This is a genomic window from Afipia sp. P52-10 (genome assembly GCF_000516555.1).
GTDB lineage: Bacteria > Pseudomonadota > Alphaproteobacteria > Rhizobiales > Xanthobacteraceae > P52-10.
In genome coordinates this window covers 1,017,303-1,040,711 of record NZ_AZSJ01000003.1, presented here as the reverse complement: position 1 = coordinate 1,040,711, position 23,409 = coordinate 1,017,303, and the positions used below count along the sequence as shown (strand labels likewise).

General features: G+C 66.1%; 18 protein-coding genes. 6 read left to right on the top strand and 12 right to left on the bottom strand.

Annotated features, from left to right (window positions below):
* Positions 1–81: 81 nt before the first annotated feature.
* The 6 genes from X566_RS06205 to mdoH form a co-directional block, all read right to left on the bottom strand.
* The gene (locus X566_RS06205) at positions 82–1,086 is read right to left on the bottom strand and encodes a S1C family serine protease (protein ID WP_244434771.1); all 1,005 of its coding nucleotides are present in this window, start codon (positions 1,084–1,086) and stop codon (positions 82–84) included.
* A 238-nt stretch (positions 1,087–1,324) separates the two neighbouring features.
* Positions 1,325–2,488: an LLM class flavin-dependent oxidoreductase gene (locus tag X566_RS06200; RefSeq protein WP_034464465.1), complete on the bottom strand. Its 1,164-nt coding sequence runs from the start codon at positions 2,486–2,488 to the stop codon at positions 1,325–1,327.
* Positions 2,489–2,873: 385 nt separating this feature from the next.
* Positions 2,874–4,241, bottom strand: a complete 1,368-nt coding sequence (locus X566_RS06195) for an MmgE/PrpD family protein (protein WP_034464462.1) — start codon at positions 4,239–4,241, stop codon at positions 2,874–2,876.
* Between the two features lie 201 nt (positions 4,242–4,442).
* Positions 4,443–6,191: an adenylate/guanylate cyclase domain-containing protein gene (locus tag X566_RS06190; RefSeq protein WP_034464459.1), complete on the bottom strand. Its 1,749-nt coding sequence runs from the start codon at positions 6,189–6,191 to the stop codon at positions 4,443–4,445.
* 72 nt (positions 6,192–6,263) lie between these two features.
* Entirely contained in the window at positions 6,264–7,622 is a 1,359-nt protein-coding gene (locus X566_RS06185; protein ID WP_034464457.1) for a hypothetical protein, read from the bottom strand.
* Positions 7,615–9,384, bottom strand: a complete 1,770-nt coding sequence (gene mdoH, locus X566_RS06180; RefSeq protein WP_051443908.1) for a glucans biosynthesis glucosyltransferase MdoH — start codon at positions 9,382–9,384, stop codon at positions 7,615–7,617. Before mdoH ends, X566_RS06185 begins: the two co-directional genes overlap by 8 nt.
* Before the next feature lie 121 nt (positions 9,385–9,505).
* On the opposite strand from mdoH, the gene X566_RS06175 reads away from it, so the two are divergent.
* The 6 genes from X566_RS06175 (at position 9,506) to X566_RS06150 (ending at position 13,787) form a co-directional block, all read left to right on the top strand.
* Positions 9,506–10,492 (top strand): zinc-binding alcohol dehydrogenase, encoded by a 987-nt coding sequence (locus X566_RS06175; RefSeq protein ID WP_034464454.1) that lies wholly within the window; start codon positions 9,506–9,508, stop codon positions 10,490–10,492.
* A gap of 9 nt (positions 10,493–10,501) precedes the next feature.
* A complete protein-coding gene (locus X566_RS06170) occupies positions 10,502–10,903 on the top strand; it encodes a 6-carboxytetrahydropterin synthase (protein WP_034464452.1) in 402 nt (133 codons plus the stop codon).
* The gene (locus X566_RS06165) at positions 10,900–11,955 is read left to right on the top strand and encodes a glycosyltransferase family 4 protein (RefSeq protein ID WP_034464450.1); all 1,056 of its coding nucleotides are present in this window, start codon (positions 10,900–10,902) and stop codon (positions 11,953–11,955) included. Before X566_RS06170 ends, X566_RS06165 begins: the two co-directional genes overlap by 4 nt.
* The gene (locus tag X566_RS06160) at positions 11,952–12,755 is read left to right on the top strand and encodes a class I SAM-dependent methyltransferase (protein ID WP_034464448.1); all 804 of its coding nucleotides are present in this window, start codon (positions 11,952–11,954) and stop codon (positions 12,753–12,755) included. The genes X566_RS06165 and X566_RS06160 overlap by 4 nt, the downstream gene beginning before the upstream one ends.
* A gap of 58 nt (positions 12,756–12,813) precedes the next feature.
* Positions 12,814–13,053 carry a BrnA antitoxin family protein gene (locus tag X566_RS06155; protein WP_034464446.1) on the top strand — a complete coding sequence of 80 codons (240 nt, stop codon included), beginning with the start codon at positions 12,814–12,816 and terminating at the stop codon, positions 13,051–13,053.
* A gap of 245 nt (positions 13,054–13,298) precedes the next feature.
* The gene (locus X566_RS06150; protein WP_034468057.1) at positions 13,299–13,787 is read left to right on the top strand and encodes a flavin reductase family protein; all 489 of its coding nucleotides are present in this window, start codon (positions 13,299–13,301) and stop codon (positions 13,785–13,787) included.
* A gap of 55 nt (positions 13,788–13,842) precedes the next feature.
* Here the strand turns inward: X566_RS06150 and putA are convergent, their stop codons facing one another.
* From putA to X566_RS06120, 6 genes are all read right to left on the bottom strand, one after another.
* Positions 13,843–16,938: a bifunctional proline dehydrogenase/L-glutamate gamma-semialdehyde dehydrogenase PutA gene (gene putA / locus X566_RS06145; RefSeq protein WP_034464442.1), complete on the bottom strand. Its 3,096-nt coding sequence runs from the start codon at positions 16,936–16,938 to the stop codon at positions 13,843–13,845.
* 113 nt (positions 16,939–17,051) lie between these two features.
* The gene (locus tag X566_RS06140) at positions 17,052–18,539 is read right to left on the bottom strand and encodes an amidase (RefSeq protein WP_244434691.1); all 1,488 of its coding nucleotides are present in this window, start codon (positions 18,537–18,539) and stop codon (positions 17,052–17,054) included.
* Positions 18,540–18,579: 40 nt separating this feature from the next.
* Entirely contained in the window at positions 18,580–19,362 is a 783-nt protein-coding gene (gene otnI / locus X566_RS06135; RefSeq protein WP_034464437.1) for a 2-oxo-tetronate isomerase, read from the bottom strand.
* Positions 19,363–19,449: 87 nt separating this feature from the next.
* The gene (locus X566_RS23855) at positions 19,450–20,610 is read right to left on the bottom strand and encodes an MFS transporter (protein ID WP_081740077.1); all 1,161 of its coding nucleotides are present in this window, start codon (positions 20,608–20,610) and stop codon (positions 19,450–19,452) included.
* 305 nt (positions 20,611–20,915) lie between these two features.
* Positions 20,916–22,121, bottom strand: coding sequence for a CaiB/BaiF CoA-transferase family protein (locus tag X566_RS06125; protein WP_034464432.1), 1,206 nt, complete (start codon positions 22,119–22,121; stop codon positions 20,916–20,918).
* Between the two features lie 85 nt (positions 22,122–22,206).
* Entirely contained in the window at positions 22,207–23,403 is a 1,197-nt protein-coding gene (locus tag X566_RS06120; RefSeq protein WP_034468053.1) for a CaiB/BaiF CoA-transferase family protein, read from the bottom strand.
* Positions 23,404–23,409: the final 6 nt, after the last annotated feature.

Sequence of the window (23,409 nt, the reverse complement as noted above, 5' to 3'; positions counted from 1 at the left end):
CGAGGATCATGCTTAAACAATCGGCTAAAGCGCGAGGATGATTCATCCCAATCTCGTCGCGCTTTAAAGGTGCTCTGAGGATCAGGCCGCCGCTCGCTGCCGTTCGACCGGGGTGATCGAAAACACCCGTGCGCGGCCAAGGCGCAGGGCTTCGATCTCGACCGTGCGGTTGATCCGATCGCGATCCAATAGGCGGATCAGGTCATCCACGCCGGACACCGGCTTGCCGTCCAGCCGGTAGACGATATCGCCGCTTATCAGGCCGCTGCGCGCGGCCGGTCCCTGCGGATCGAGCGCGGTCAACAGCGCGCCCATCGTGTTCTCGATGCCGGAATTGAGCGCATGCCGGCGCGGGATCGGCACGGTCTGGGCGGATACGCCGATGAAGGCCCGCCGCACATAGCCGTGGCGGACGATCTCCGACAGCACGAACTCGGCCGTGTTGCTGGCGACCGCAAAGCAGATGCCCTGCGCGCCCATGATGACGGCGGTGTTGATGCCGATCACCTCGCCGCGGGACGACACCAGCGGCCCGCCGGAATTGCCCGGATTGAGTGCCGCATCGGTCTGGATCACGTCCTCGATCATCCGCCCGGAGACAGCGCGGATCGAGCGGCCGAGCGCGGAGATCACGCCTGCGGTAACCGTGGACTCGAAGCCGAGCGGATTGCCGATGGCGATCACGAGCTGGCCGCGCTTGAGCGCCTTGGAGTTGCCGAGCGAGGCCGACGTCAGATTGCGCACGGCATCCGCCCGCAGCAGCGCCAGATCGGTGTCCGGATCAGTGCCAAGCACGCGCGCCTCGGTGACGAGGCCGTCGGTCATGGTCAGACGGATGTCGCGTGCAGCGCCGACCACATGGTTGTTGGTCAGCACCAGGCCGTCCGGCGAAAGAACGATGCCCGAGCCGACGCCGCCGGGCCGCTGGTCGGCGCCCTTGGTGGCGCGCGTATCGACCCGCACGACCGCGGGGCCGACCTTGTCAGTCACCTGCACGACCGCGTTGGAATAGGCGTCGAGCAGTTCGCTGTCGTTGGTCGGCGACGTATCGACGGCGATGTGTCGGTTGGCGTCACCGTCGGCCATGTCATCATTGGCCATGGAGATGGCGGAAGTATCCAGCATGGGTGCGATCCACACGCGTATTCCGCAAAAGTGGGTGCCGGTTTCGTGAACCGGAATACGCGGACACAAGCAGTTGAAGCACGGGATACGGCAGACCGGCGGTCCACTCCGCCATATCCTGCTCTGATGGATCGAACAGATAGGAAGCGCTGCATCGAAATGTAAGATGCACCGACGGCGAAGGTCCCGCCCGGCTCGCTTACGCGAACCGGGGCATCACCTTGGTCCAGAACGCTTCGGTGGATTTCATCAGCGTCTTATGCGGCACCAGCGCGTTGTAAGTGTAGCAGAACAGCCAATCCACCGGCTGCCGCTTCATGTTGACCTCCAGCGCGCGGGTGACCGTATCGACGGTGCCGACCAGCGCGTAGCCGAGATCGACCGATTCCTTCGCCGACGGATAGGTCTTCGTCACCGGGTCCATCGAGCCCTGGCGGAAGCCGAATGGCTCGAACCAGGCGCGCCCTGAGAAGCGGCCGGAGTCTTCCCAAAGCTGCATCGCTTCTTCGTCGGTGTCGCAGATGATGACGTCTCGCAACAGGCCGGTGCCTTGGCCGCGCGGACGGCCGGAGACTTCGGCGTAGAGATCATACAACGGCGCTTCATAGGCGGCGTGCATCGGCGGCAGGATCGCGGTGACGCCTTCGCGTGCCGCCCAGCGGATGCTGTTCGGCGACGAGGCGAAGGGGAGGAAGACCGGCGGATAGGGTTTTTGCAGCGGCTTCGGCACCACGCCGACGGCTTTCAGCAGGCCGTTCTCGACACCCTTGCCATATCTCTTCGTGGTCTCGAGGTCCCACGGCGTCGCACCGGCTGGCACCTTCCAGAACTTGCCGTCGAAAGTCAGCATCTCCTCGGTCCAGCATTTCTTGATGATCTGCCAGTTTTCCTCGAACGCCTCGCGGTTCACCTTGTCGATCTCGTCGTGCTGATGCGGCAGCGTGCCGCTGACGCCATGGGTCTGCTGCGCCATGATGTCGACCCAGCGCCGCTGGTAGCCGCGGGCGAAGCCGGCGCAGGCGCGCCCGCCGGTCATGTGGTCGAGCATCGCGATGTCTTCGGCGACGCGAATCGGGTTGGCCGCAGGCAGCACGATCCCCAGTTGGCCGACGCGGATGCGCTTGGTCTGCATCGCGAAGTAGAGGTCGAGCAGCACCGGGTTGTTGGAGAGCTCGAAGCCTTCGATATGGAAGTGATGTTCGGTGAAGGACACGCTGTCATAGCCGAGGTCGTCGGCGAGCTTCACCAGCTCGGTCAGCTCCTTCAACATCTTTTGGTAGAGATCCGGCCGCGTCGCGGCCATTCCGGCTTCGATCTCCGCGCGTGAGCCGACACTGGGCAGACAGAAGATGGAGGCTTTCATGGCAGCGGCGTCCTTCCCTGATCGCTTTCGATTTTTGCTATGCTGTTTTCGCAACGCTAACATGGGCTGCTTGCGCGTGAAGCGGCATTTGGGGTTCGCGGGCTCCGGTCTGCCATGCGAGATTGGCCGTTGAGCGTGCTGTGGACGGCGCCGAGTTCACCATCCCGACGATGCGATGAGGTAACGCCGCGCAGCGTGTGAGCGTTTCGGGTTGCTCAGTGTGGGTGACTCAGTGTCGTCCCCGCGAAAGCGGGACCCAGTACTCCGAGACGCTTACAAGCAAGGCAAGGGCGCACGGCGTGCTGGATGTCCGAAGGAGCCTGTCATCGGGCTCATCCAAGGCGGGAGCCTGGTGACGGGCGTGACCGTGCTGAACGTCAGGCAGTCACTCCCGCGCGAGCTTCATCGTCTCGGCGATGCTGGTCTTCTCCATCGACAGGATCGCATCGGCGAACGCGGACGCCTTGTTGTCCAGCACCGGCCGCGCCAGCAGCAGGAACTTGTCGACCATCGCCTGCTGCGCCGGAAACGTGTCCGGCTCGCCGGACGGATCATCGACCATGCGTTCGATCACGCCATCGCGGGTCTTGATCGTCACATTGCTGCCGAACGGGTGGCGGCGGCCTTCGAGCCGTTCATCGCGCACGACATTGATGCGCTCGGCCAATGCCACCAGTGAAGGGTCGTTCAGCCGTGTATAGTCGTCCCAGCCGAAGCTGCCCTGATCCAGCGCGACCGCGCCGGTGAAGAACATCGAGAACTGGCCATCGACGATGCTCTTCGGGCGGCGCTTGGCCTCCGGCGGATCGGCCGCGAGCGTGATGCCGTTGCGGTGCAGGCCGATCTCGACGCTTTCGATCTGCTCCGGCGCGAGCTTGATCTCGTTCTTGATGGCAATCAGCGCGTCGAGCGCGGCATGGGTGTAGCGGCAGCTCGGATACGGTTTCACGCCGACCTTCATGGTCTCCCACACCTGTCCGAGATCGGCGATGGCGGCCTCCGGATGCGGGTCGTCGCTGTAGCCGACCAGCAGGCCGTGTTTGCCTTCGACCGCCTCGATCGAGCCCTTGAAGCCTTCACCCGCCAGCGTGCCGGCGATCACGCCGTTCATCGCCGCGGCGCCCACCTGCGAACGCTTGTTCCAGGAGCCGTTGACGAGGAATTGCAGCGAGCCTGCCGCCTGGCTGCCGGAGATGCCGAACGCCGAGATGATCTGATCCGGCGATAGCTTGAACAGCTTGGCCACGGCTGCGGCCGCGCCGAACGTTCCTGCGGTCGCGGTTGGGTGGAAGCCCTTGGCGTAATGCGAGGTCGGGTCGAGGGCGTTGCCGAGCCGGCAGCAGACTTCGTAGCCGGCAATGATGGCGGTGAGCACGTCGCGGCCCGAGGCGCCGGCGAGTTCGCCCGCAGCAAGCGCCGCCGGCACCACCGGTGCGCTCGGATGCAGCGAAGAATCCGCGTGCGTGTCGTCGAAGTCGAGCGAGTGGCCGAGGGCGCCGTTCAGAAGCGCTGCAATGGCCGGCGTATAGCCCTTGCTGTCAGCGCAGACGGTCGCGATCCCGTCGCCGTCGAGCGACAGCGCCTTCAACATCGCGAGGATCGATGGCGTGGACTCTGCCTCCCTGCGCGCCCGCACGGCGCTGCCGAGCAGGTCCAGCGTCAGCGCTTTGGTCCGCGTAACCACCGCTTGCGGGATCGCTTCATAAGTCAAGCCCGCGACGAAGGCTGCGAGCGTAGCGGTTTCGTGGGCCATGGTCAGTCCTTCGCGTCCGGCTAGTGGTTCGATTCCAACATTTGCATCCCATTGCGGCAACGATATTTGCAAATGTTGGAATCAAGAACCACTGGCAAACCTAATAGCTCGTGGAGCTTTGGATTCGACATTCGCATAGCGCAGCTGCGGCTAAGTGGGATGCGAATCTCAAATCCGCCCCACTGGGATGCCTGACCTGTATTACGCAGCCGCGGCGGGTGAGCTATCGGTGATCGCGGTGAGCTGGGATGCATCCGTGACGGTGCGGACCGTCATCGGCGTGCTGCGGCCGCGGATCGTCACGTCGGTCGCGGGCAGGGCGAGCTCGGGAAGGCCGGCGCGGACGCGCACTTCCTCCGACAGGATGACTTCACAGGCGAGCGCTTTGGTCATGTCCTGTAGCCGGGCCGTCACATTGACCGGATCGCCGAGGGCGGTGAACACGATGTGGCCGGGCGAGCCGATGTCGCCGATGATGACCTCGCCGCCGTGGATGCCGATGCCGAAGCGCAATGGCTCCGTTAGATCGCCGCGCAGGAACTCGTTCAGCTCGGAGACATTCTGCGCGATGCGGGCGGCGGCGGCGAGCGCCTGCCGGCAGGCGGTCGCGGGATCGCAGTCGAGCCCGAACAGCGCGAGCTGGCCGTCGCCGACGAACTGGTTCGGCGCGCCGCCGCTGGCGAGCACCGCTTCGGATACGGCGGCGAGGAAGCGATTGATGATGAACACCGTATCGAACGGCAGCCGCGTCTCTGCGAGCCTGGTCGAGCCGCGCATGTCGACGAACATGCTGACCAGATAGCGTTCCTGACCGTTGTGCGCGGCACCGCTGCCAAGCAGTGAGGTCGAGGTCTGTGGTGGGAAGATTCGGAAGAATGACAAATCGCAGCGCGGCCGCAGCTGGCAGGCAAGCCGCACGGCCGGGTTGCCGCCCGCGCCGACCCGCTCCAGCACAAACGCTTCGCGCCGCGATGGCGGCGGCAGGTGGCTGCAATCGCCGACGATGCGGATGCGGCAGGTCGAGCAGCGCGCCCGTCCGCCGCAGACGCTTGCATGCGGCACGCCATGCAGCAGGCTTGCTTCGAGCACGGTGAGGTCTTTCGGCACGCGGACGGTCTTGCCGTCGCCATAGGACAGGCGGATCACGCCGCCGCGCCGCTCATTCAAGCTGCGAAGGCCGCGCGCGGCCAGCACCAGTACGAGCAGGCAGCCATAGCCGATCAGGAAGCGCTCGGTGATGCGGTCGAGCACGACGCGCTGCTCCGGCGTGCCGACATGTTTGACCGACAGCGTTTCTGCGCGCCATGCGGGCGACTGGTAGAGCTGACGCACCGTCTTCGCGCCCTGATAGAGACCGAGTGCTGCCGCCGATGGCACCAGAACCGCAAGCGCCAGCAGCAGCGGCGCCAGCGTCCTGAACCATGGTCGCAGCCGGAACCAGAAGTAGAGTCCAATGCAGGCGTGCGTCCACGACACGACCAGCACCGTGTATTGCACCCAAGGCATGTAAGGACGCGCCATGCTGTAGAACGCGAACAGCTGGGCGTAGTATTTCTCATTGCCGAACAGCGTCTGCGCCAGCCGTGCATCGGCGATATGGGCGATCAGCAGGGCCGGGATGCTCAAGCCGAGCACGAGTTGGGTTGCTTCCGCCGCGCTCCAGCGGAATTGACGGCGCGCATAAAGCATCCAGATGCCCAGCGCCATGTGGGCCACGGCGGAGAGATAGAAGATCGCCTTGACCGGCTGGCGCTGCCAGAAGCCGCTGTGCCAATTCAGCGCCTCTTCCATCGCATCCAGCGAGATGTTGCCGAGCGCATGGTTGAGGAAATGGCTGACGAGGTAAGCGAACAGGACCACGCCGCTGATCATGCGGATTTGCCGCACGCCGATGCCGCGCAGCAGTGCCGGACGGCGCGTGGCGGGGATTGGCGTGGCGAGGTCGACCATGCGCGCAGATGCTTCCGGTTGACGAGCGGTCAAGTCTAGCACCGTTCGCCGATTGCTCAACGCGCCCTAGGCCTAGGCCGGAGGCGGCGAGCGCTCGGCAGCAGCGGATGCAGACGGCAGCAAGGCGACGATCAGGCTAATGCTGCTCGCCAGCACCGTCCAGTAGACGTAGCGGAATTCGGATGCGACCCCGAGCGGGAGGTAGCTCAGAGCATAGAGCGATGCTGATCCGCAGACGCCCCACAGGAAGGCGCCATCCGGCGTCGCCCGTCGCCGCCAGGCGGGAATCAGCAGCAGCAGGCTTGCGAGCAGCCAGCTGCCGATCCGGAACAGCGGCGTCGGCAACAGCCCGTCATGCATGGTTTTCAATGCGGTGAAGGCCGCCCGGTCCTGGAAGACGGTGGCGGGGGCGTGGTCGATGTCCTCGCTCCACATCGCCAGATGCTGGCCGAACAGGAACGTGCGGAAGAAGGCGAAACGGTGTTGCAGGTAGGCCGCCGGATGCGTCAGCACCGCGTTGCGCCAGGCGCGGGTGAGAGCCGGTGTGCCGAAGATCGCCTGTTCGCCCTCGAGTTTGGCCATCACGAACTTGCAGTCGCCGTTCCAATAGATGTTCCAGTAGGACGGGTCGTAGCAGCGGCCGCGCAGGGCTTCCAGTTCGGCCGGCTGCCAGCTCACGGGAAAGGCGTTCTCGCCCGAGAAATAGGTGATGCCGCCGAGGTCGAACACCGCGATCGAGTGCAGTGGGTGCTGGCGCGTCGCGCCGAGCGCATCGTAATAGACGAGCTGCACGATCGCGTAGAGCGCGATCGCGAACGGCACGAACAGCAGCGCCGCGCGCCTCCAATGGAATCGCTGGGGCCACAGGGCGTAGGTGATCAGCAGCGGCGCGGCGGCGATGGCGTTCGGCCGAATCAGCACGCCGAAGACGATCAGCAGCAGGGCAAGAGCCTGGGCCGCGGGGCGCAGCGGTTTCCCGCCTTGCGTGGCTGATGCGAGCAGGATCGCCACGGCGAGCAGCCAGGTGGCGGCCATGAAGACATCACGCCAGATCACGCCGAGCAGCGCGAACAGCGGCGGGATCAGCGCCAGCAGCGGCAGTGCTGCCGCAAGCGGGCCCGAGCGGCGGCTGATCGAATGGCTGAGGATGGCGATGCCCCCCCAATAGAGCGTCACGATGACCAGGAACATGCTCGCGGGGCCGGGGGCGAGCGGATCGATCATGCGCCAGAACCACGTCATCACCGGCGATTGCCAGTCGCCATAGAAGCCTTTCAGGCTATCGAGATGCACGTAGCGGGCATCGTAGGTCATGATGCCGGGATAAAATACCAACAGGGTGAGTGCGTAGGCGCCGGCGGATAAGGCCGACGGCAACCATCGCCATAACGCGTGGCCGGCGATCGGTGCAGGGCGCGCGATCTCAGTCATGGTCGGTTGTCGCGCGTGGCGACAGCTCCGACAGTACGGGTGGCGGAGCGATTTCTTCCGGCAGCCGGCCGATACCGAGCCGCGTCAGGACGGATCCGGCCGCGGGATGCGAGCTGACCCATGCGAGCGGGATGGAGAGCGCCGGGCCCGCCGCGAGAAACAGCGCGTAAGGAAGCGTTGCCGGATGGCTGCAGCCGAGGATCGTCAGCGCGCTGAGGCCGAGCAGGGTGTGTGGCCAGAACATGCGAATCGCATGTGCGAGTGGAACGTGATGGTCGTCGCGGATCTGCGCGGCCCAGCCCACACCGCCGCCGAACGGCCGGCGGATCATCAGCAGCGTGTGTCCGACCCACATGATCGAAGACAGCAGCACGAAGACGATCGTCTCGACGGCGACGCTCGCGCTGAAACGCAGCGTGCCGCCGAATGCCGCCCGCGCCGGCGCGCGGGTCAGGATGTCGGCGACGGTGGCGATCTTCGGCGCGAACCACATGATCAGCACGGCGATGAAGATCGCAAGCCCGGCGTCGCCGCGGATGATATCGCTGGGGGCGTCGGCGGCTGCCAGCGCCAGGCTGCCGATGACCAGCATGCCGATCCAGCCGGGCGAGCCGAGGAACATCAGCATCGCGAACAGAAGCTGACAGCGGCTGACGGCTTTCAGCCCGGGCAGCGCGAGAAAGCGCCAATACTGCAGATTGCCGCGGCACCAGCGCAAATCCCTCCGGATGAATTCGGTCAGGTTCGGCGGGTTCTCCTCCCAACTCTCGTATTCCTCCGGCAGCACGCGCACATGATAACCGGCACGCCGCATCAGCACCGCTTCGATCTGATCGTGGCTGAGGATCTGGTCGTGTGCGTTCTTCGGCAGCGGAAGCTGAGCGTGCTGGAGAAACGGTTGCAGGCGCAGGATCGCATTGTGCCCCCAATAGGGGCCGCAGTCGCCTTGCCACCAGGCGCTGCCGAGGGTGTAGGAGCGCATGCCGAGACGCATGCCGAACTGAAAGATGCGGGTGAACGCGCTGGTGGACGGCAATCCGGTGACGAGGCTCTGCAGGATGCCGATCCGGGAATCGCTCTGCGCGATGCGGACGAGACGCAGGATCGCATTCGCCGACATGAAGCTGTCGGCATCGAGCACCAGCGCGAAATCGTGGGCGCTGCCCCAGCGCTCGCAGAACTCGCCGATATTGCCAGCCTTGTAACCGATATTGGTGTCGCGGCGGCGATAGGTCAGCGGCATTTGCCCGCGCCATTGGCCGGCGAGCGCCGCGAACGCCGTCTGCTCGGTTGCGGCGAGCGATGCGTCGCTCGTGTCGCTCAGCACATAGACGTGGAAGCGGTCTGCATCCGCAGTGGCGGCGAGCCCGCGCATCATCGCCTGCAGATTGCGGACGAGGCGCTCGGGGCTTTCGTTGCGGATGCAGAGCAGGATTGCCGTCGATGTCACGAGCGCACCGACGGGTGCGTCGGCGGCGGCTGGAAAGATCGTCCGCAGGGGATTGGTGGAGAAGCGCGCGATCAGGAAGCCGAGCGTCGCGTTCCAGAAACCGACCACCATCCACGGCAGCGTCAGCGCGAAGCAGGCGAGCAGCAGGGCATCGACGAGGCCGAAGCCGCCCGGTGACAGGGCGATGACGGACAGTTTCAGCATGGCCGCGATCGTTACGCCAACCAGCGCGCCGAACAGCAGCCGGCGGCCAGTGATCGTCGCACCGGCATCGCCGCTCGCCGCTACGTCCGTGAGGGAGTCATCAAGCACGCTGGTTGGTCCGGTCGCTCTATGGCTGATCGCCGCTCGTCAGGTATAATGGGCAGTCTGTCCCGAAGTCCAATCAGGGACTTTTGCGGTCAGTGTGGCGAACTTTGGATGTGGGACCCGCGTGCCAACCGAGCAGACAGGCGATACCGCGAGGGGGCTCTGGTATGTCGAACCGGGGCGCGCGGAAGTCCGCGTGGAGACATTGCCGCGGCCCGGCGCTGGCGAGGTGCGTGTGCGCGCGCTGCACAGTGCAATCAGCCGCGGGACCGAGGCGCTGGTCCAGGCCGGGTGCGTGCCGGAAAGCGAATACCAGCGCATGCGTGCGCCGATGATGGGCGGCAGCTTCCCGTTCCCGGTCAAATATGGTTATGCGATGGTCGGCCAGGTCGTCGATGGCGGTGGCGAGTTGGCGGGCGCGCGCGTGTTCGCGCTGCACCCGCATCAATGCAGCTTCAATATCGCGGCGGAGGCAGTTCTGCCGGTGCCGGAGAGTGTGACGCCGCAGCGTGCGGCGCTGGCGGCCAACATGGAAACCGCGCTCAATGCGGTCTGGGATGCCGCGCCCGCGCCGGGGGATCGCATCGCGATCGTCGGCGCCGGAGTGGTCGGCGCGCTGGTAGCCTATCTCTGCGGCCGGATGGCAGGCGCTGAGGTGACCTTGGTCGATCTTGAGGCCAGCCGTGCGGCTGTGGCGGCCGCGCTCGGGGTGCGGTTTGCGTTGCCCAACGACGCGCCGGTGGATTGCGATGTGGTCTTTCATGCGAGCGGCCAGGCGCAAGGGCTGGCGAGCGCGCTCGCGGCCGCCGGTCAGGAAGCGACAGTCGCCGAGATGAGCTGGTACGGCAAGGGCGAGGTGCCGCTGGCGCTTGGCGGTGCGTTTCACAGCCGCCGTTTGCGCCTGATCTCGACCCAGGTCGGGCAGGTGGCCCCGTCGCATCGGCCGCGCTGGAGCCATAAGCGACGGCTCGCTGCGGCGCTGGCGCTGCTCGCGGATCCCGCGCTCGATGTCCTGCTCGCGCCGGCGATTGCTTTCGACGACCTGCCGGACAGGCTGCCGGCGGTCCTGGCGCCGGGCAGCGGTGTGCTCTGTCAGATCGTCAACTATTGAGGAGGGTTTGTGTTCGCAGTCGAGGTTCGCGATCACGTCATGATCGCTCATTCGTTTCGCGGCGATGTCTTCGGCCCGGCGCAGGCGTTGCATGGAGCGACGTTCGTGATCGATGCCGCCTTCATGGCCGCGACGCTCGACCGCAACGGCATCGTGGTCGATATCGGTCTGGCGCATCAGGTGCTGAAGGACATTCTGACCCCGCTCAACTACCGCAACCTGGATGAGATGCCTGTATTCAAGGGCATCAACACCACCACCGAGTTTCTGACCAAACACGTCTTCGATGGTCTTGCGGCCGCGGCAGCGCAGGGACGGCTCGGGCGCGCTGCGAATGAGCTGACGGCGATCCGCGTCACCATCTCCGAATCGCATGTTGCGCGCGCCTGGTATGAGGCACCCTTGCCGTGAGGCGGGTCGTCGTCGCAGTTCCCGGATCGCTCGATACGCCGACCGGTGGCTACGGTTACGACAAGCGCATCGTTGCCGAACTGCGGACACTCGGCTGGCAGGTGGACGTCATCGATCTCGGCGCAGGTTTCCCGAAGCCTGATCGGGGGATGCGTGAGGCGGCGATGGCGAAGCTGCTGGCGGTGCCTGAAGGCTGCCCGATCGTGATCGATGGTCTTGCCTATGGCGTCATGGAGGCCGAGGCGACGCTGCTGAGCAGCCGCAATCCGCTGATCGCATTGGTTCATCACCCGCTGGCGTTCGAGACCGGGATCGATGCCGAACGGGCGGCTGCCTTGCAGGACAGTGAACGCGCCGCACTGGTGCATGCGCGCGCCGTCATCGTCACCGGCAACACCAGCCTCGATATCCTGACGCAGGACTATGGCGTTCCGCGCGTGCGGATCACGGTGATTCCGCCCGGCATCGATGCGGTGTCGCTGCCGCCGCGCGGCCGGCGCGCCGGTGAAAGCGTCAATCTGCTGTCGGTCGGCTCGATCGTCCCGCGCAAGGGGCATGAGGTGCTGGTGGCGGCGCTTGACGACCTCAAGACGCTGCCGTGGCGCCTGACGATCGCAGGCGATACGACGCGCGACCTTGCTGCGCTGGCGCGGCTGACGGCGATGATCGAGGTTGCCGGACTGCAGGGCCGCATTGTGGTGACCGGCGCGGTCGGCGATGCGAGGCTTGCCGAACTGTACGGGCAGGCGGACGCCTTGGTGCTCGCGTCGTTGTTTGAGGGATACGGGATGGTGTTCGCCGAAGCGATCGCACATGGCCTACCGGTTGTTGCGACCGACGTCGGTGCCGCGCGCGCGGTGATCCCGCCGGATGCGGGGATTCTGGTTTCTCCGGGCGATCGCCGCGGTTTGAGTGACGCGCTGCACCGGGTGATTGCCGACGATGCGGAGCGAGAACGGATGGCGGTCGCGGCCCGGCAGGCCGCAGTGCATTTGCCGCAATGGCGTGAGGCGGGAGCGGCCTTCGCGCGCGTCTTGGAGGCGTGCCGATGAGCGGTTTCTCGGCAGATTGGCTGGCGCTGCGTGAGCCGCTCGACCATCGCGCGCGCAACCGTTCGGTGCGCGATGCTGTGGCGGCAGCGTTCGCAGGTCGCGCCTCGCTTTCAATCATCGATCTTGGCAGCGGCACCGGCTCGACGGTGCGTGCCCTGCAAACGCACCTGCCAAAGCCGCAGCGCTGGACGCTGGTCGACGACGATCCGGTGCTGCTGGCCGAGGCTTATGCCATGGAGCGCCCCGCCGGCGTGACGGTGGAGACCGTGCAGGCCGATCTCGGCTGCGATGTCGCGTCGTTGCTTGCGGCCGACACCGATCTCGTCACCGCCTCGGCCCTGCTCGATCTCGTTTCCGAGCCGTGGCTCGCGAACTTCGCTGCGGCCGTCGCTGCCCGCGCCCTGCCGGTGTATGTGGCATTGAGCTACGACGGCCGCGCGACGCTCGATGATGCCGATCCTCTCGATGAGGCCGTGGTCGCCGCGCTGAACGCGCATCAGCGCCGCAACAAGGGCTTCGGTCCGGCGCTGGGGCCGCGTGCCGCTGCGTTCGCGGTTCGCCTCTTTCGGACGTTCGGCTATGACGTGGTGCAAGGGGAATCCGACTGGGTGTCCGGCCCGGCTGACGCCATGTTCCAATCCAAGCTGCTGGCGGGATGGGTGCATGCGGCGCAGGAGATCGGCACGCCGCGTCACCAACTGCAGGACTGGCTCGCCCGGCGCAGGGACGGCATCGCCGCAGGACGGCTCTCGGTGCGCGTCGGTCATGTGGATTTCTTCGCGCGGCCCAAAGCGCGATGAATCCGTCCATCCATTTGGATTATGCTGGTTATGACCGAATCGCCGACAGGGAACGCCGATGTCGCAACCGCCGAAACGCCCCAGAACCGCGCTCGATGCACGCAGCGCTGCCGAAGCCGCCTTCAAGGCCGTGACGGCGCCGCGGGTCGAAGGGCCGCCGAAGAAAACCGCGATCCCCAACGTCAAGGAACAGGTAACGCTGCGGATCGATCAGGATGTCCTGGAATATTTCCAGGAGGGTGGTCCCGGCTGGCAGGACAGGATCAACGACGCATTGCGAAAAGCCGCTGGAAAGTAATCTTTTCCTCCGAAGCGTGGTCGCGTCCGGATCGCGCGTCCTGGCGGCCTTCGTCAGCGGCGGGTCATGCCATCGCCATGTCAACGCTGGCATCTCGAAGTGTCATTGCAGAGCTGGCCGATCTAACGCACATATAGGTGCTGGCGTCGCTTGCGCGGCGCTGGGCGTTTTCGAGCGAAGTGGGCACCGGTTCGCGTGAAGAAGACGCGTCAAGTAAGAAGCTCCAAGACTGGGCGGATCGGCGCATGACACAAACGGCGGAATTCAAGGAAGTCTTCTCCCGCTATCCGAGCGGCGTGGTGCTGGTCACCACGCGCGACGAGGATGGCGTGGCCAGAGGGTTCACCGCGAGTTCGTTCACGTCGGTCTCGGCCAATCCGCCGCTGGTGCTGGCCTGCCTGAACCTGTCGGCGGAATGTTATCCAGTTTTCGCGACGGCGGAGAAGTTCGCGATCAGCATCCTGCGCCCGCACCATCAGGAGCTCGCGGAGCGTTTCGCCAAGCGCGGCGTGGAGAAGTTCGTCGGCGATACGTTCGTCGATTCGCACCACGATCTGCCGGTGGTGAAGGACGCGTTGGCGACGCTGATCTGCAAGAAGGCGGATCATTTTCCAGGCGGCGATCATGTGATCATCGTCGGCGAGGTCACGGCCAGCCTGCTCGGCGATCCGGGCGACGGCATGGTACATTACCAGCGCCGCTTTTGGGGCGTCGGCGATCGCGCCGCCTCGTAGCGCAAAGTGTCCTGCTTGATCGTGCCTCCTTTGGCCAGCGTTCGTCGCCGCCCCTTTAGCCATCGTCCTGGGCCATCAGTGCCGCGTTGCCGCCGGCCGCCGCGGTGTTGACCGTGATGGTCTGTTCGGTGGCGAAGCGCACCAGGTAATGCGGCCCGCCGGCCTTCGGGCCAGTTCCGGACAGGCCGTGCCCGCCGAACGGCTGCACGCCGACCACCGCCCCGATCATGTTGCGGTTGACGTAGATGTTGCCGGTCGCAAGCCGCGCCACCACCTCATCCATGGTCTCGTCGATGCGCGAGTGCAGGCCGAAAGTGAGGCCATAGCCGCTGCGCGCGATCGCCTCGATCACGGCGGGAAGGTCGCTCGCCTTGTAACGGACGACGTGCAGGATCGGACCGAACACCTCCTCGGTGAGGTCGCTGGCGCGGTTCAGTTCGATGACATGCGGCGCGACGAAGAACCCCGAGGCGGGTGCCTCACCGGCGAAGTGCACGCGTGCCGACGTCTGCATGCGGGCGATGTGCGCGTCCAGTTTGTCCTTGGCGTCGCGATCAATCACCGGCCCGACATGGGTCGCAATCTCGCGTGGATCGCCGACCGCAAGCTCGCGCGCGCTGCCGGTGATGATGCCGATCATCCGCTCGGCGACATCGTCCTGCAGAAACAGCAGCCGCAGCGCCGAACAGCGCTGTCCCGCCGAGCGGAAGGCGGAAGTGATCACGTCGTCGGCGACCTGCTCGGGCAGCGCGGTGGCATCGACGATCATGGCGTTGATGCCGCCGGTCTCGGCGATCAACGGTACGATCGGTCCATCCTTCGCGGCCAGCGCTCGGTTGATGATGCGGGCGACCTCGGTCGAACCGGTGAACACGACGCCTGCGATGTCCGGATGTGCGACCAGAGTGCCGCCGATGCGGCTGTCGCCGGGGACGAATTGCAGCGCGGAGGTTGGAATACCGGCGTCGTGCAGAAGCCTGATGGCTTCGAACGCGACCAGCGGGGTCTGCTCGGCGGGCTTCGCCACCACGGTATTGCCGGCCATCAGCGCGGCCGTGATCTGGCCGATGAAGATCGCCAGCGGAAAATTCCACGGCGAGATCGCCGCGAACACGCCGCGTCCGCGCAGACGCAGCACGTTGCGCTCGCCGGTCGGTCCCGGTAGCGGCTGGTCGGCGCCGAACAGCTTGCGTCCTTGCGCTGCATAGTAGCGGCAGAAGTCGGCGGCCTCGCGCACCTCCGATACCGCGTCGTCCAGCGTCTTGCCGCCCTCGCGCTGCAACAGCGCGATGAGATGCGCGCGCCGCCGTTCCAGCAGGTCCGCTGCTGTTTCCAGCGCGCGGGCGCGGGTGTCCGCCGCCGTGGTGCTCCAGGCAGCGAAGCCGGCCCGGGCTGCGCGGACCGCGGCGGCCGCTTGCTCTGGTGTTGCCTCGCCGACCTGTCCAACGATCGTCTTGACATCGATCGGACTGACGACGGCGCGGTTCGGCCCGGCGGCGGGGGTACCGTCAATCAAAGGCATGGCGCGAGGTTCGGTGGTCTCGGCGGCGACAGCCTTGACGAGCGCATCGAGCGCCGTGCGATGGCCGAACTCGATGCCGGACGAATTGATCCGCTCAGGCTGGTAGAGATCGCGCGGCAAAGGCAGCGCATGATGATTCGCCTGCTCCGGCGCGCCGATGATGGCGTCCGGCCGCTTCAACAGACGTTCGATCGGCACCGAAGGGTCGGCTGCGACGGCAACGAACGACGAGTTCGCGCCGTTCTCGAGCAGCCGTCGCACCAGATAGGCGAGCAGGTCGCGATGGCTGCCGACCGGCGCATAGGTGCGGCAGGCGAGGTTTGGATGGTCTGCGCGCAGTTCCTCATAGAGCGCATCGCCCATGCCGTGCAGCCGCTGGAATTCGTAGCTGCCGTCGTCGCCGGCGAGTTCGCGCACGGTTGCCACCGTCAGCGCGTTGTGAGTGGCGAATTGCGGAAAGATGCGCGGGCGCAGGGCCAGCAGCCGCTTGGCGCAGGCGATGTAGTTGAGATCGGTCATCGCCTTGCGCGTGAACACCGGATACCCGTCAAGCCCGCGCTCCTGTGCCCGCTTGATCTCGGTGTCCCAATAGGCACCTTTCACCAGCCGCACCATGGCGCGGCGGTTGAGCCGATGCGCGAGCTCGCCGATGCTGTCGATCACGTGCATGGCCCGGCTCTGATAAGCCTGGATCGCGAGGCCAAATCCGTCCCAGCCCGCGAGCGAGGGGTCGGCGAAGACGGCGGCGATGACGTCGAGTGACAGCTCCAGCCGGTCGGCTTCCTCCGCGTCCACCGTCAGGTTGAGATTGTGGCGTTTCGCCTGGCGTGCCAGCGCGGTAAGCCGCGGCACCAACTCGGTCATGATCCGCGCGCGGCTGGTCGCCTCGTAGCGGGGATGCAGCGCCGACAGCTTTACGGAGATGCCCGGTCGGCCCGGCAGGGGGCGGTTGCCGGCGGCGGCGCCGATCGCTTCGATGGCTTCGGCATAGGCGTCGTAGTAGCGCTGGGCATCGGCGGCAGTGCGCGCGCCTTCGCCCAGCATGTCGAACGAGTAGCGCTCCGCATACGTCGCCCCGGACTGCGCCCGCGACAGCGCCGCGTCGATGGTTTCGCCGAGCACGAAGTGGTTGCCCATCAGCCGCATCGCCTGCCGGGTGGCGAGGCGCACCGCCGGCAGGCCGAGCCGCTTGACCAGCCGGCCAATGGTGCCCTGCGGCGTCTCTCCGGGCTGGATCACGCTGGCCGAGAGGCCGAGCGCCCAGGCGGATGCGGAGACCACCAGCGTTTCCGACTGCGTCCGATGATGGGCGAAGTCGCCTTGCTCCAGCTTGTCTTCGATGAAGCGGTCAGCGGTGGCCGCATCTGGCACCCGCAACAGCGCCTCGGCCAAAACCATCAGCGCCAGCCCTTCTTTGGTGGACAGGGCAAACTCGTGCAGCATTTCCTCGACGCCGCCGACACCGCTACGCCGCTCTCTGATTGCCGTAATCAAGCGCGTGGCCGTCGCATCAATGCGGGCGTCCTGATCGGGGCGAAGCCGCGCATCCTGTAGCAGCCGCGCGGCGATCGCGCGATCGTCGGCGACGTAGGGCACGTCGAAGCTCGGCGGCAGGGGCGTATCCGGCATGAGGCCGGATGTTAGGGCATGATCCCGAAAAGGGGAAACCGGTTTTCGGCAGAGACCATGCCGAAAGAATGACCCGAGAGATTGTTCAAGAGATTGTTCAAGAGGCCTGCTCGCTAGGCCGTGAGCAGCGGCGGACGAACTTTCGAGGTCCAGCCGGTCGCCAGTTCATAGGCGTGGGCGAGTTGCAGCACCGCATGCTCGGCGCGATTGGGGCCGACGATCTGCATGCCCATCGGCAATCCGGCGGCATTGAAGCCGACCGGCACGCTAATCGCTGGACAGCCGGACATGGTGACCGGGATCACCACCTCCATCCAGCGGTGATAGGTGTCCATACGCTTGCCGGCGATCTCTTTCGGCCAGTGCGTGTCCTTCGCGAATGGAAACACCTGGGCACTTGGTAGCAGCAGGTAGTCGTAGTGCTGGAACAGCGAGCGGACCACCTGATACCAGGCGCTGCGCGTGGTCGAGGCCGCCATGATGTCGAAGGCGGAGAGCTTTTTGCCTTGCTCGACTTCCCATTGCGCTTCCGGCTTCAGCAGGTGACGCGTCGCCGGGTTGTCATAGGCGGCGTTCAGTCTCGATCCCTGCAGCCAGGCCCGCAACACCAGCCATGCCTTCCAGATCGTCTCCGGGTCGAAGTCCGGCGTCACTTCCTCGACGATGCATCCCATAGTCTCGAACGTGCGCAGCGCGGCGCGGCATAGGTCGAGCACGCCGGCCTCCATCGGCAGGTGACCGCCGAAGTCGCCGATCCAGCCGAGCCGCTTTCCTTTCATGGTGCCCGTGAGCGGCGGGGTTTCGTAGCTGTGCGGATCGCCGATCGACAGCGGCACGCGGTCATCGTAGCCGGACTGCACCGCGAGCAGCATCTGCAGGTCGGCGGTGGTGCGCGCCATCGGACCGGTCACGCTCAAGCCCGGCAGAAACACATCGTCTCCACTTTGCGGGACCCGCCCGAACGAGGTACGGAAGCCGAGCACGTTGTTGAAGGCCGCCGGGTTGCGCAGCGAGCCAGCATGATCGCCACCATCGGCGACCGGCAGCATGCGCAGCGCCAGCGCGACCGCAGCGCCGCCGCTCGATCCGCCGGAAGTCTTGGTCGGGTCGTAGGCGTTGCCGGTTGCGCCGAACACCGGATTGTAGGTCTGCGAGCCGAGGCCGAATTCCGGCGTGTTGGTCTTGCCGATGATGATCGCGCCAGCCTTGCGCATGCGTTCGACGAACAGCGCATCGGCGCTAGGCACCGTGTCCTTGAAGATCGGTGAGCCTTGCGTGGTGCGCAAGCCCTTGGTGGCGGCGAGATCCTTGATCGCCTGCGGCATGCCGTGCAGCGGGCCCATGTCCTCGCCGCGCCGGAACTGGTCGTCACGTTGGCCTGCTTCCGCGATCAGGTCCTTGCGTTCGCGCAGCGAGATGATGGCGTTAACTGTAGGGTTGAAGCGCTCGATATGATCGAGATAGGCGTTCATCACTTCGACGCAGGAAAGCCTGCGTGCGCGCAGCGCCTGGCCGAGCGGCAGCGCATCCATCATCACGATGTCGGAGATCGTGGGAGCGGATGCAGACGCCATGGTCCGCTGGGTGTTATGAGACGTCATGAGAGCCCTCCCTTGCGACAGCAGAGCACAGTGCGGCCGCTTAGGCCAGCTTGCCCTTGTAGGGAAGGAACCAGTCGAGCCCGTCCAGCGTGTCCTTGCGTGGGCGATACTCGCAGCCGACGAAGCCGCGATAGCCGAGCCGGTCGAGTTCGTCGAACAGGAACGGATAGTTGAGCTCGCCGCGATCCGGTTCGTGCCGCGACGGCACACTCGCGATCTGGATGTGGCCGATGATCGGCATCAGCCGCCGCAGTGCGGTGGTGACGTCGCCGTGCATGATCTGGCGATGGTAAATGTCGAATTGCAGCTTCACGTTCGGCAGCGCCAGCTCGTGGATTAGATCCTCGGCGAAGCCGAAATCGTTGAGGAAGTATCCCGGCATGTCGCGGCTGTTGATCGGCTCCAGCAGGATCTCGATGTGCTCGCGGGTCAGCGTCTCGGCCGCATAGGCGACGGACTTGCAGTAGGCGGCCACCGCGTCGGGATCGTTGCGGTCACCCTTGCCGGCCATCAGGTGAAAGCGGCGGACGCCGGTCGCGTGCGCGTAGAGCAGTGCGGTGTCGACCGCGTGTTGGAATTCGCTGAAGCGGCCGGGGAGGCAGGCGAGGCCGCGTTCGCCGGCCTCATAGTCGCCGGGCGCCATGTTGAACAGCGCGGGCGTCAGGTCGTTGCGCCGCAGGGCTTCGGCGATCGCAGCCGGTGGCGCCTCGTAGGGAAACAGCACCTCCACCGCGCGAAAGCCCGCCTGCGCCGCCGCCTCGAACCGTTCGAGCAGCGGCACCTCGTTGAACATCAACGTCAGATTGGCGGCGAAGCGGGGCATTCAGGCGCGTTCCAAAAGTGCGTCCCTGTTCGTGTGATCAGACCGTGCCTGAGCAACGCGAAAGGTGACGAATCGGAGGGCGCCTTGTCAACTCGTCGAGCGCGGACGGATGAACTGCACGGCGGTCGCAGCCATCGCCAGGCTCGCGCCGATGACGATGAACACGCTGGCGACGCCGGCGGCGGTGGCGAGAATACCGGCCAGGAACGGGATCACCACCTGGCCGAGGCGGGTGCCGCCGGTGCGGAGCGAGTTCGCAGTGCCGCGGACCTCGCTGCCGACCAGCGCCAGCAGGCTGGAGATCGCTGTGGTGACGGCGATGCCGAGCGCGCCGCCGACGATGGCGATCGAGGCATACATGGAGGCGACAGGGAATGGCGCGGCGAGACAGACGAACGCCAGCGCGCCGGCGACGGTGCTGGCCACCATCAGCCGGGTGCTGCCGAGCAGGGCGCTGAGTCTTGCGAAGAACAGCCGCGACAGCACGGCGGAGAAGGCGCGCACCGCCAGCAGCGACCCGATCACGTCGACCGCGATGTTGCGCTCGGTGCCGAGCAGCGGCAGGTAGACGACGATCAGGTCCTGAGCCACCACGGTCACGACGCTGACGAAGAAGATGACGGCAAAGCCCGGGCTGCGGATGATGTCGCGCACCGGCGTCGGCTTGCCGCCCTCGGCCTGCGGCGTGCGGTCGAGGCCGGATTGCAGCAGCAGGCTGGAGAGGAAGGCGAGGACGGCGGTGCCGAGCGCGATCCAGAACAGCGGCTGCGTCGGCGGGATCGCGGCCGAGCCGCCCATCCATCCGACCACCGCGGGGCCCGCTCCCTGGCCGACGGCGGTGGCGATCATGTAGTTGCCAAGCATGCGCTCCATCACGCCGGGACCGGGCTGTTGTGCGCACAGCACCTGCACGCCGATCGACAGCAGCAGGTGGCCGATGCCGAGGACCGCGGTGAACAGCAGCAGCATGGCGATCGAAGGCAGCATGGCGACGCCCGCGCAGGCGACCACCAGCATCGCCGTGCCGGCGCGGACCATCAGGATGTCGTTGCCGCGATCGATCGCGCGCCCGACCTTCAGGGCGAGCAGCACGGGAAAGACGGCAAATGCGGCGGTGATGATGCCGATCCAGGCGGCGGACAGGCCGAGTTCGATGGCGCGATAGGACGTGGTGACGCGGACGATCGAGACGACCGACAGTTCGAAGAACGCGGTCGCCATCATGGGAAGGACGAATCGGTAGTTCATGCCCGCGCCGGCGCGCTCCCCTCGCTGCGCCTCGGCTTTCTGCGCCGGGCGGTGATTGATCGTTATCGGTGCACGCTTGCCTTCGGGTGTTCCCCCTGCCGGACCATGCCCAGGCGTTCGCCTGTTGCGTGCGAACGCCTGCGAAGCACACCATGCTCGGAGATTTTAGACAACGAACGCTGCGTCAATGCAGCAATGCCGCCGGGCGCATCGGACACGAGAGCGAAACGACTGTCGTTCCACATGCGTCGCGCTTCCGGCGCTGGGTCCGGAAGCGATATCGCATTGCGAGAGGGGCTCCGCCCTCAGGCGATCGCGCGCGCCTCGCGCATCGCCTTGATCTCCGCGGCGCTGTAGCCATACTCGGCCAGCACCTCGTCGGTGTGCTGGCCGAGCGCAGGCGCGCGGCGCGGTGCGGTTTTCGGTGCGCCTTCCACCTGGAACGGGCTCGAGACGATCTCGCCGTTGCCGTCGGCCATCGGCACGATCGCACCGGCGTCGCGCATCTGCTGGTCGCTCAGCGTTTCGTCGATGGTGCCGACGAAACCGAAGGTGATACCGGCGGCGTCCAGCAGTTTGCGCAGATCGGTCAGGTCGTGCTTGGCGAACTCCTCGTCCAGGATGGCGAGCAGGGCGCGGCCGTTGGCGCGACGGTTCTCGCGGGTGTCGAAGCGCGGGTCGGTCGCAAGCTCCGGCCGGCCGAGCGCCTCGACCAGGATCGGATACTGTTTGATGTCGTTGACCATCGCCAGGTTGAACCAGCGGTCATCGCGGGTGCGATAGACGTTGCTCATGGCGCTGTCGGACTCCGAGCGCTTCGGCCGCAGCGGAATTTCCGCGCCGACCAGCCGCGCCTGCACCAGGAACGAGTTGGTCCACAGCCCGTTCGCCAGCAGCGAGGAGGAGACGAGCCCACCCTTGCCGGTCAGCTGACGGCGGTAGAGGCCGGTGACGATCGCCGCATAGAGCGCGATGCCTGACGGGTGATCGCCCATGCCGGCCACCGCGCGCGCGGGCGGCGAGCTCGAGTCGGGGCGCACCTGGTCCATCAGGCCGGAGCGTGCCCAATAGGCGGTGGAGTCGAAGCCGGTCTTGTCGGCCTCGGCGCCTTCCTCGCCATAGGCGGTAAACGAGGCATAGATCAGCCGGGGATTGCGGGCGCTCAGATCCTCGTAGGAGATCTTCATACGGCGGCGCACGGGCAGCGGCAGGTTGGTGACGAACACGTCGGCCTTGTCCACCAGCCGGTACAGCGCTTCGAGCCCCTGCTCGGACTTCAGGTTCAGCGCGATGCCGCGCTTGTTGCGTGCGCCGTGCATCCAGGCGTAATCGACCTTGGCTTCCGGCGCGCCGGGGCGTGCATGCAGCGTGCGATAGCCGTCGCCTTCGCCCGGCGGCTCGATCTTGATGACGTCGGCGCCGAAGTCGGACAGCACGGTGGCGGCGGCGGGGGCAGCGATGAAGCTCGCGCAGTCGATGACCTTGAGACCTGCGAACAGTGGATCAGCCATTTCTTCTTGTTCCTTCTGGCGTATTGTCATGGGTCTTGTCGGCAGGGTGCGATGCGGCCCTGCCGGGGTTGGGAAGCGGCAGCCGTCAGACGATCTTCATGCTGCGCAGCTTGCCGATCTCGGCATCGCTGTAGCCGTATTCGCGCAGGATCTGCTCGCTGTGTTCGCCGACATTGGGGGCTTTGCCCGGAGGCCGTTTGGTCTCGCCGGCAACGCTGAACGGGCTTGAGACGGTTTCGCCCGAGCCGTCGGCGAACGGGACGATGGCGCCGGCATAGCGCGCCTGCTCGTCATGCCGCAGATCGTCGAGCGTGTTGACGATGCCGAAGGTAATGCCGGCCGCGTCGAGGATGGTCCGCCACTCCTCGAGGGTCTTCTTGGCGAACAGCTTGTCGAAGATCTCGACCAGCTCCGGCGAATGCTTCTGTCGGTCGGCCTGCACGGCGTAGCGCTCGACCAGATCGCCGAGCCCGATCGCCGTCATGAACGGCGCATACTGCCGCGCCTCGTTGACCATCGACAGGATGAACCAGCGGCCGTCCTTGCAGCGGTAGGAGTTGCTCAACGGGTTGAGGACGTGGGTCCGCGGCGGGCGCGGCGGAAACTGCGCATTGATCAGCGCGGCTTGCACGAAGTAGCTGTTCGACCACAGCCCGTTCTGCACCAGCGAGGAGGCGACGAGGCCGCCCTTGCCGGTCTTCTCGCGGCGGTAGAGCCCGGTCATGATCGCGCCGTAGAGCGCCATCGCGCTCGGATGGTCGCCCATGCCGGGGGTCGAACGCGCCGGTGCGGCCTCACCATCCGGCCGTACCATGTCCATCAGGCCGGAGCGCGCCCAGTAGGCGGTGGAGTCGAAACCGGTCTTCTCGGCTTCCGGGCCGGTCTCGCCGTAGGCGGTGAACGAGGCGTAGATCAGCCGCGGATTCAGCGGCGCAAGGTCCTCGTAGGCGGTCTTCAGCTTGCGCCGCACCGGAAACGGCATGTTGGTGATGAACACGTCGGCGGTTGCGACCAGCCGTCGCAGAACCTCCTGGCCGTGTTCGGATTTCAGGTCGAGGGAGAGGCCGCGCTTGTTGCGCGAGTCGAGGATCCAGGCATAGTCGCGGTCGGCCTTGGGCGAGCCGGGGCGGACGTGCAGGCTGCGATAGAGATCGCCCTCGCCGGGCGGTTCGATCTTGATGACGTCGGCGCCGAAGTCGGCCAGCACCGTTGCGGCTGCAGGCGCGGCGATGAAGCTCGCGCAGTCGATCACCTTCAGTCCCGCAAATAGCCCCTCGGCCATCGTGCT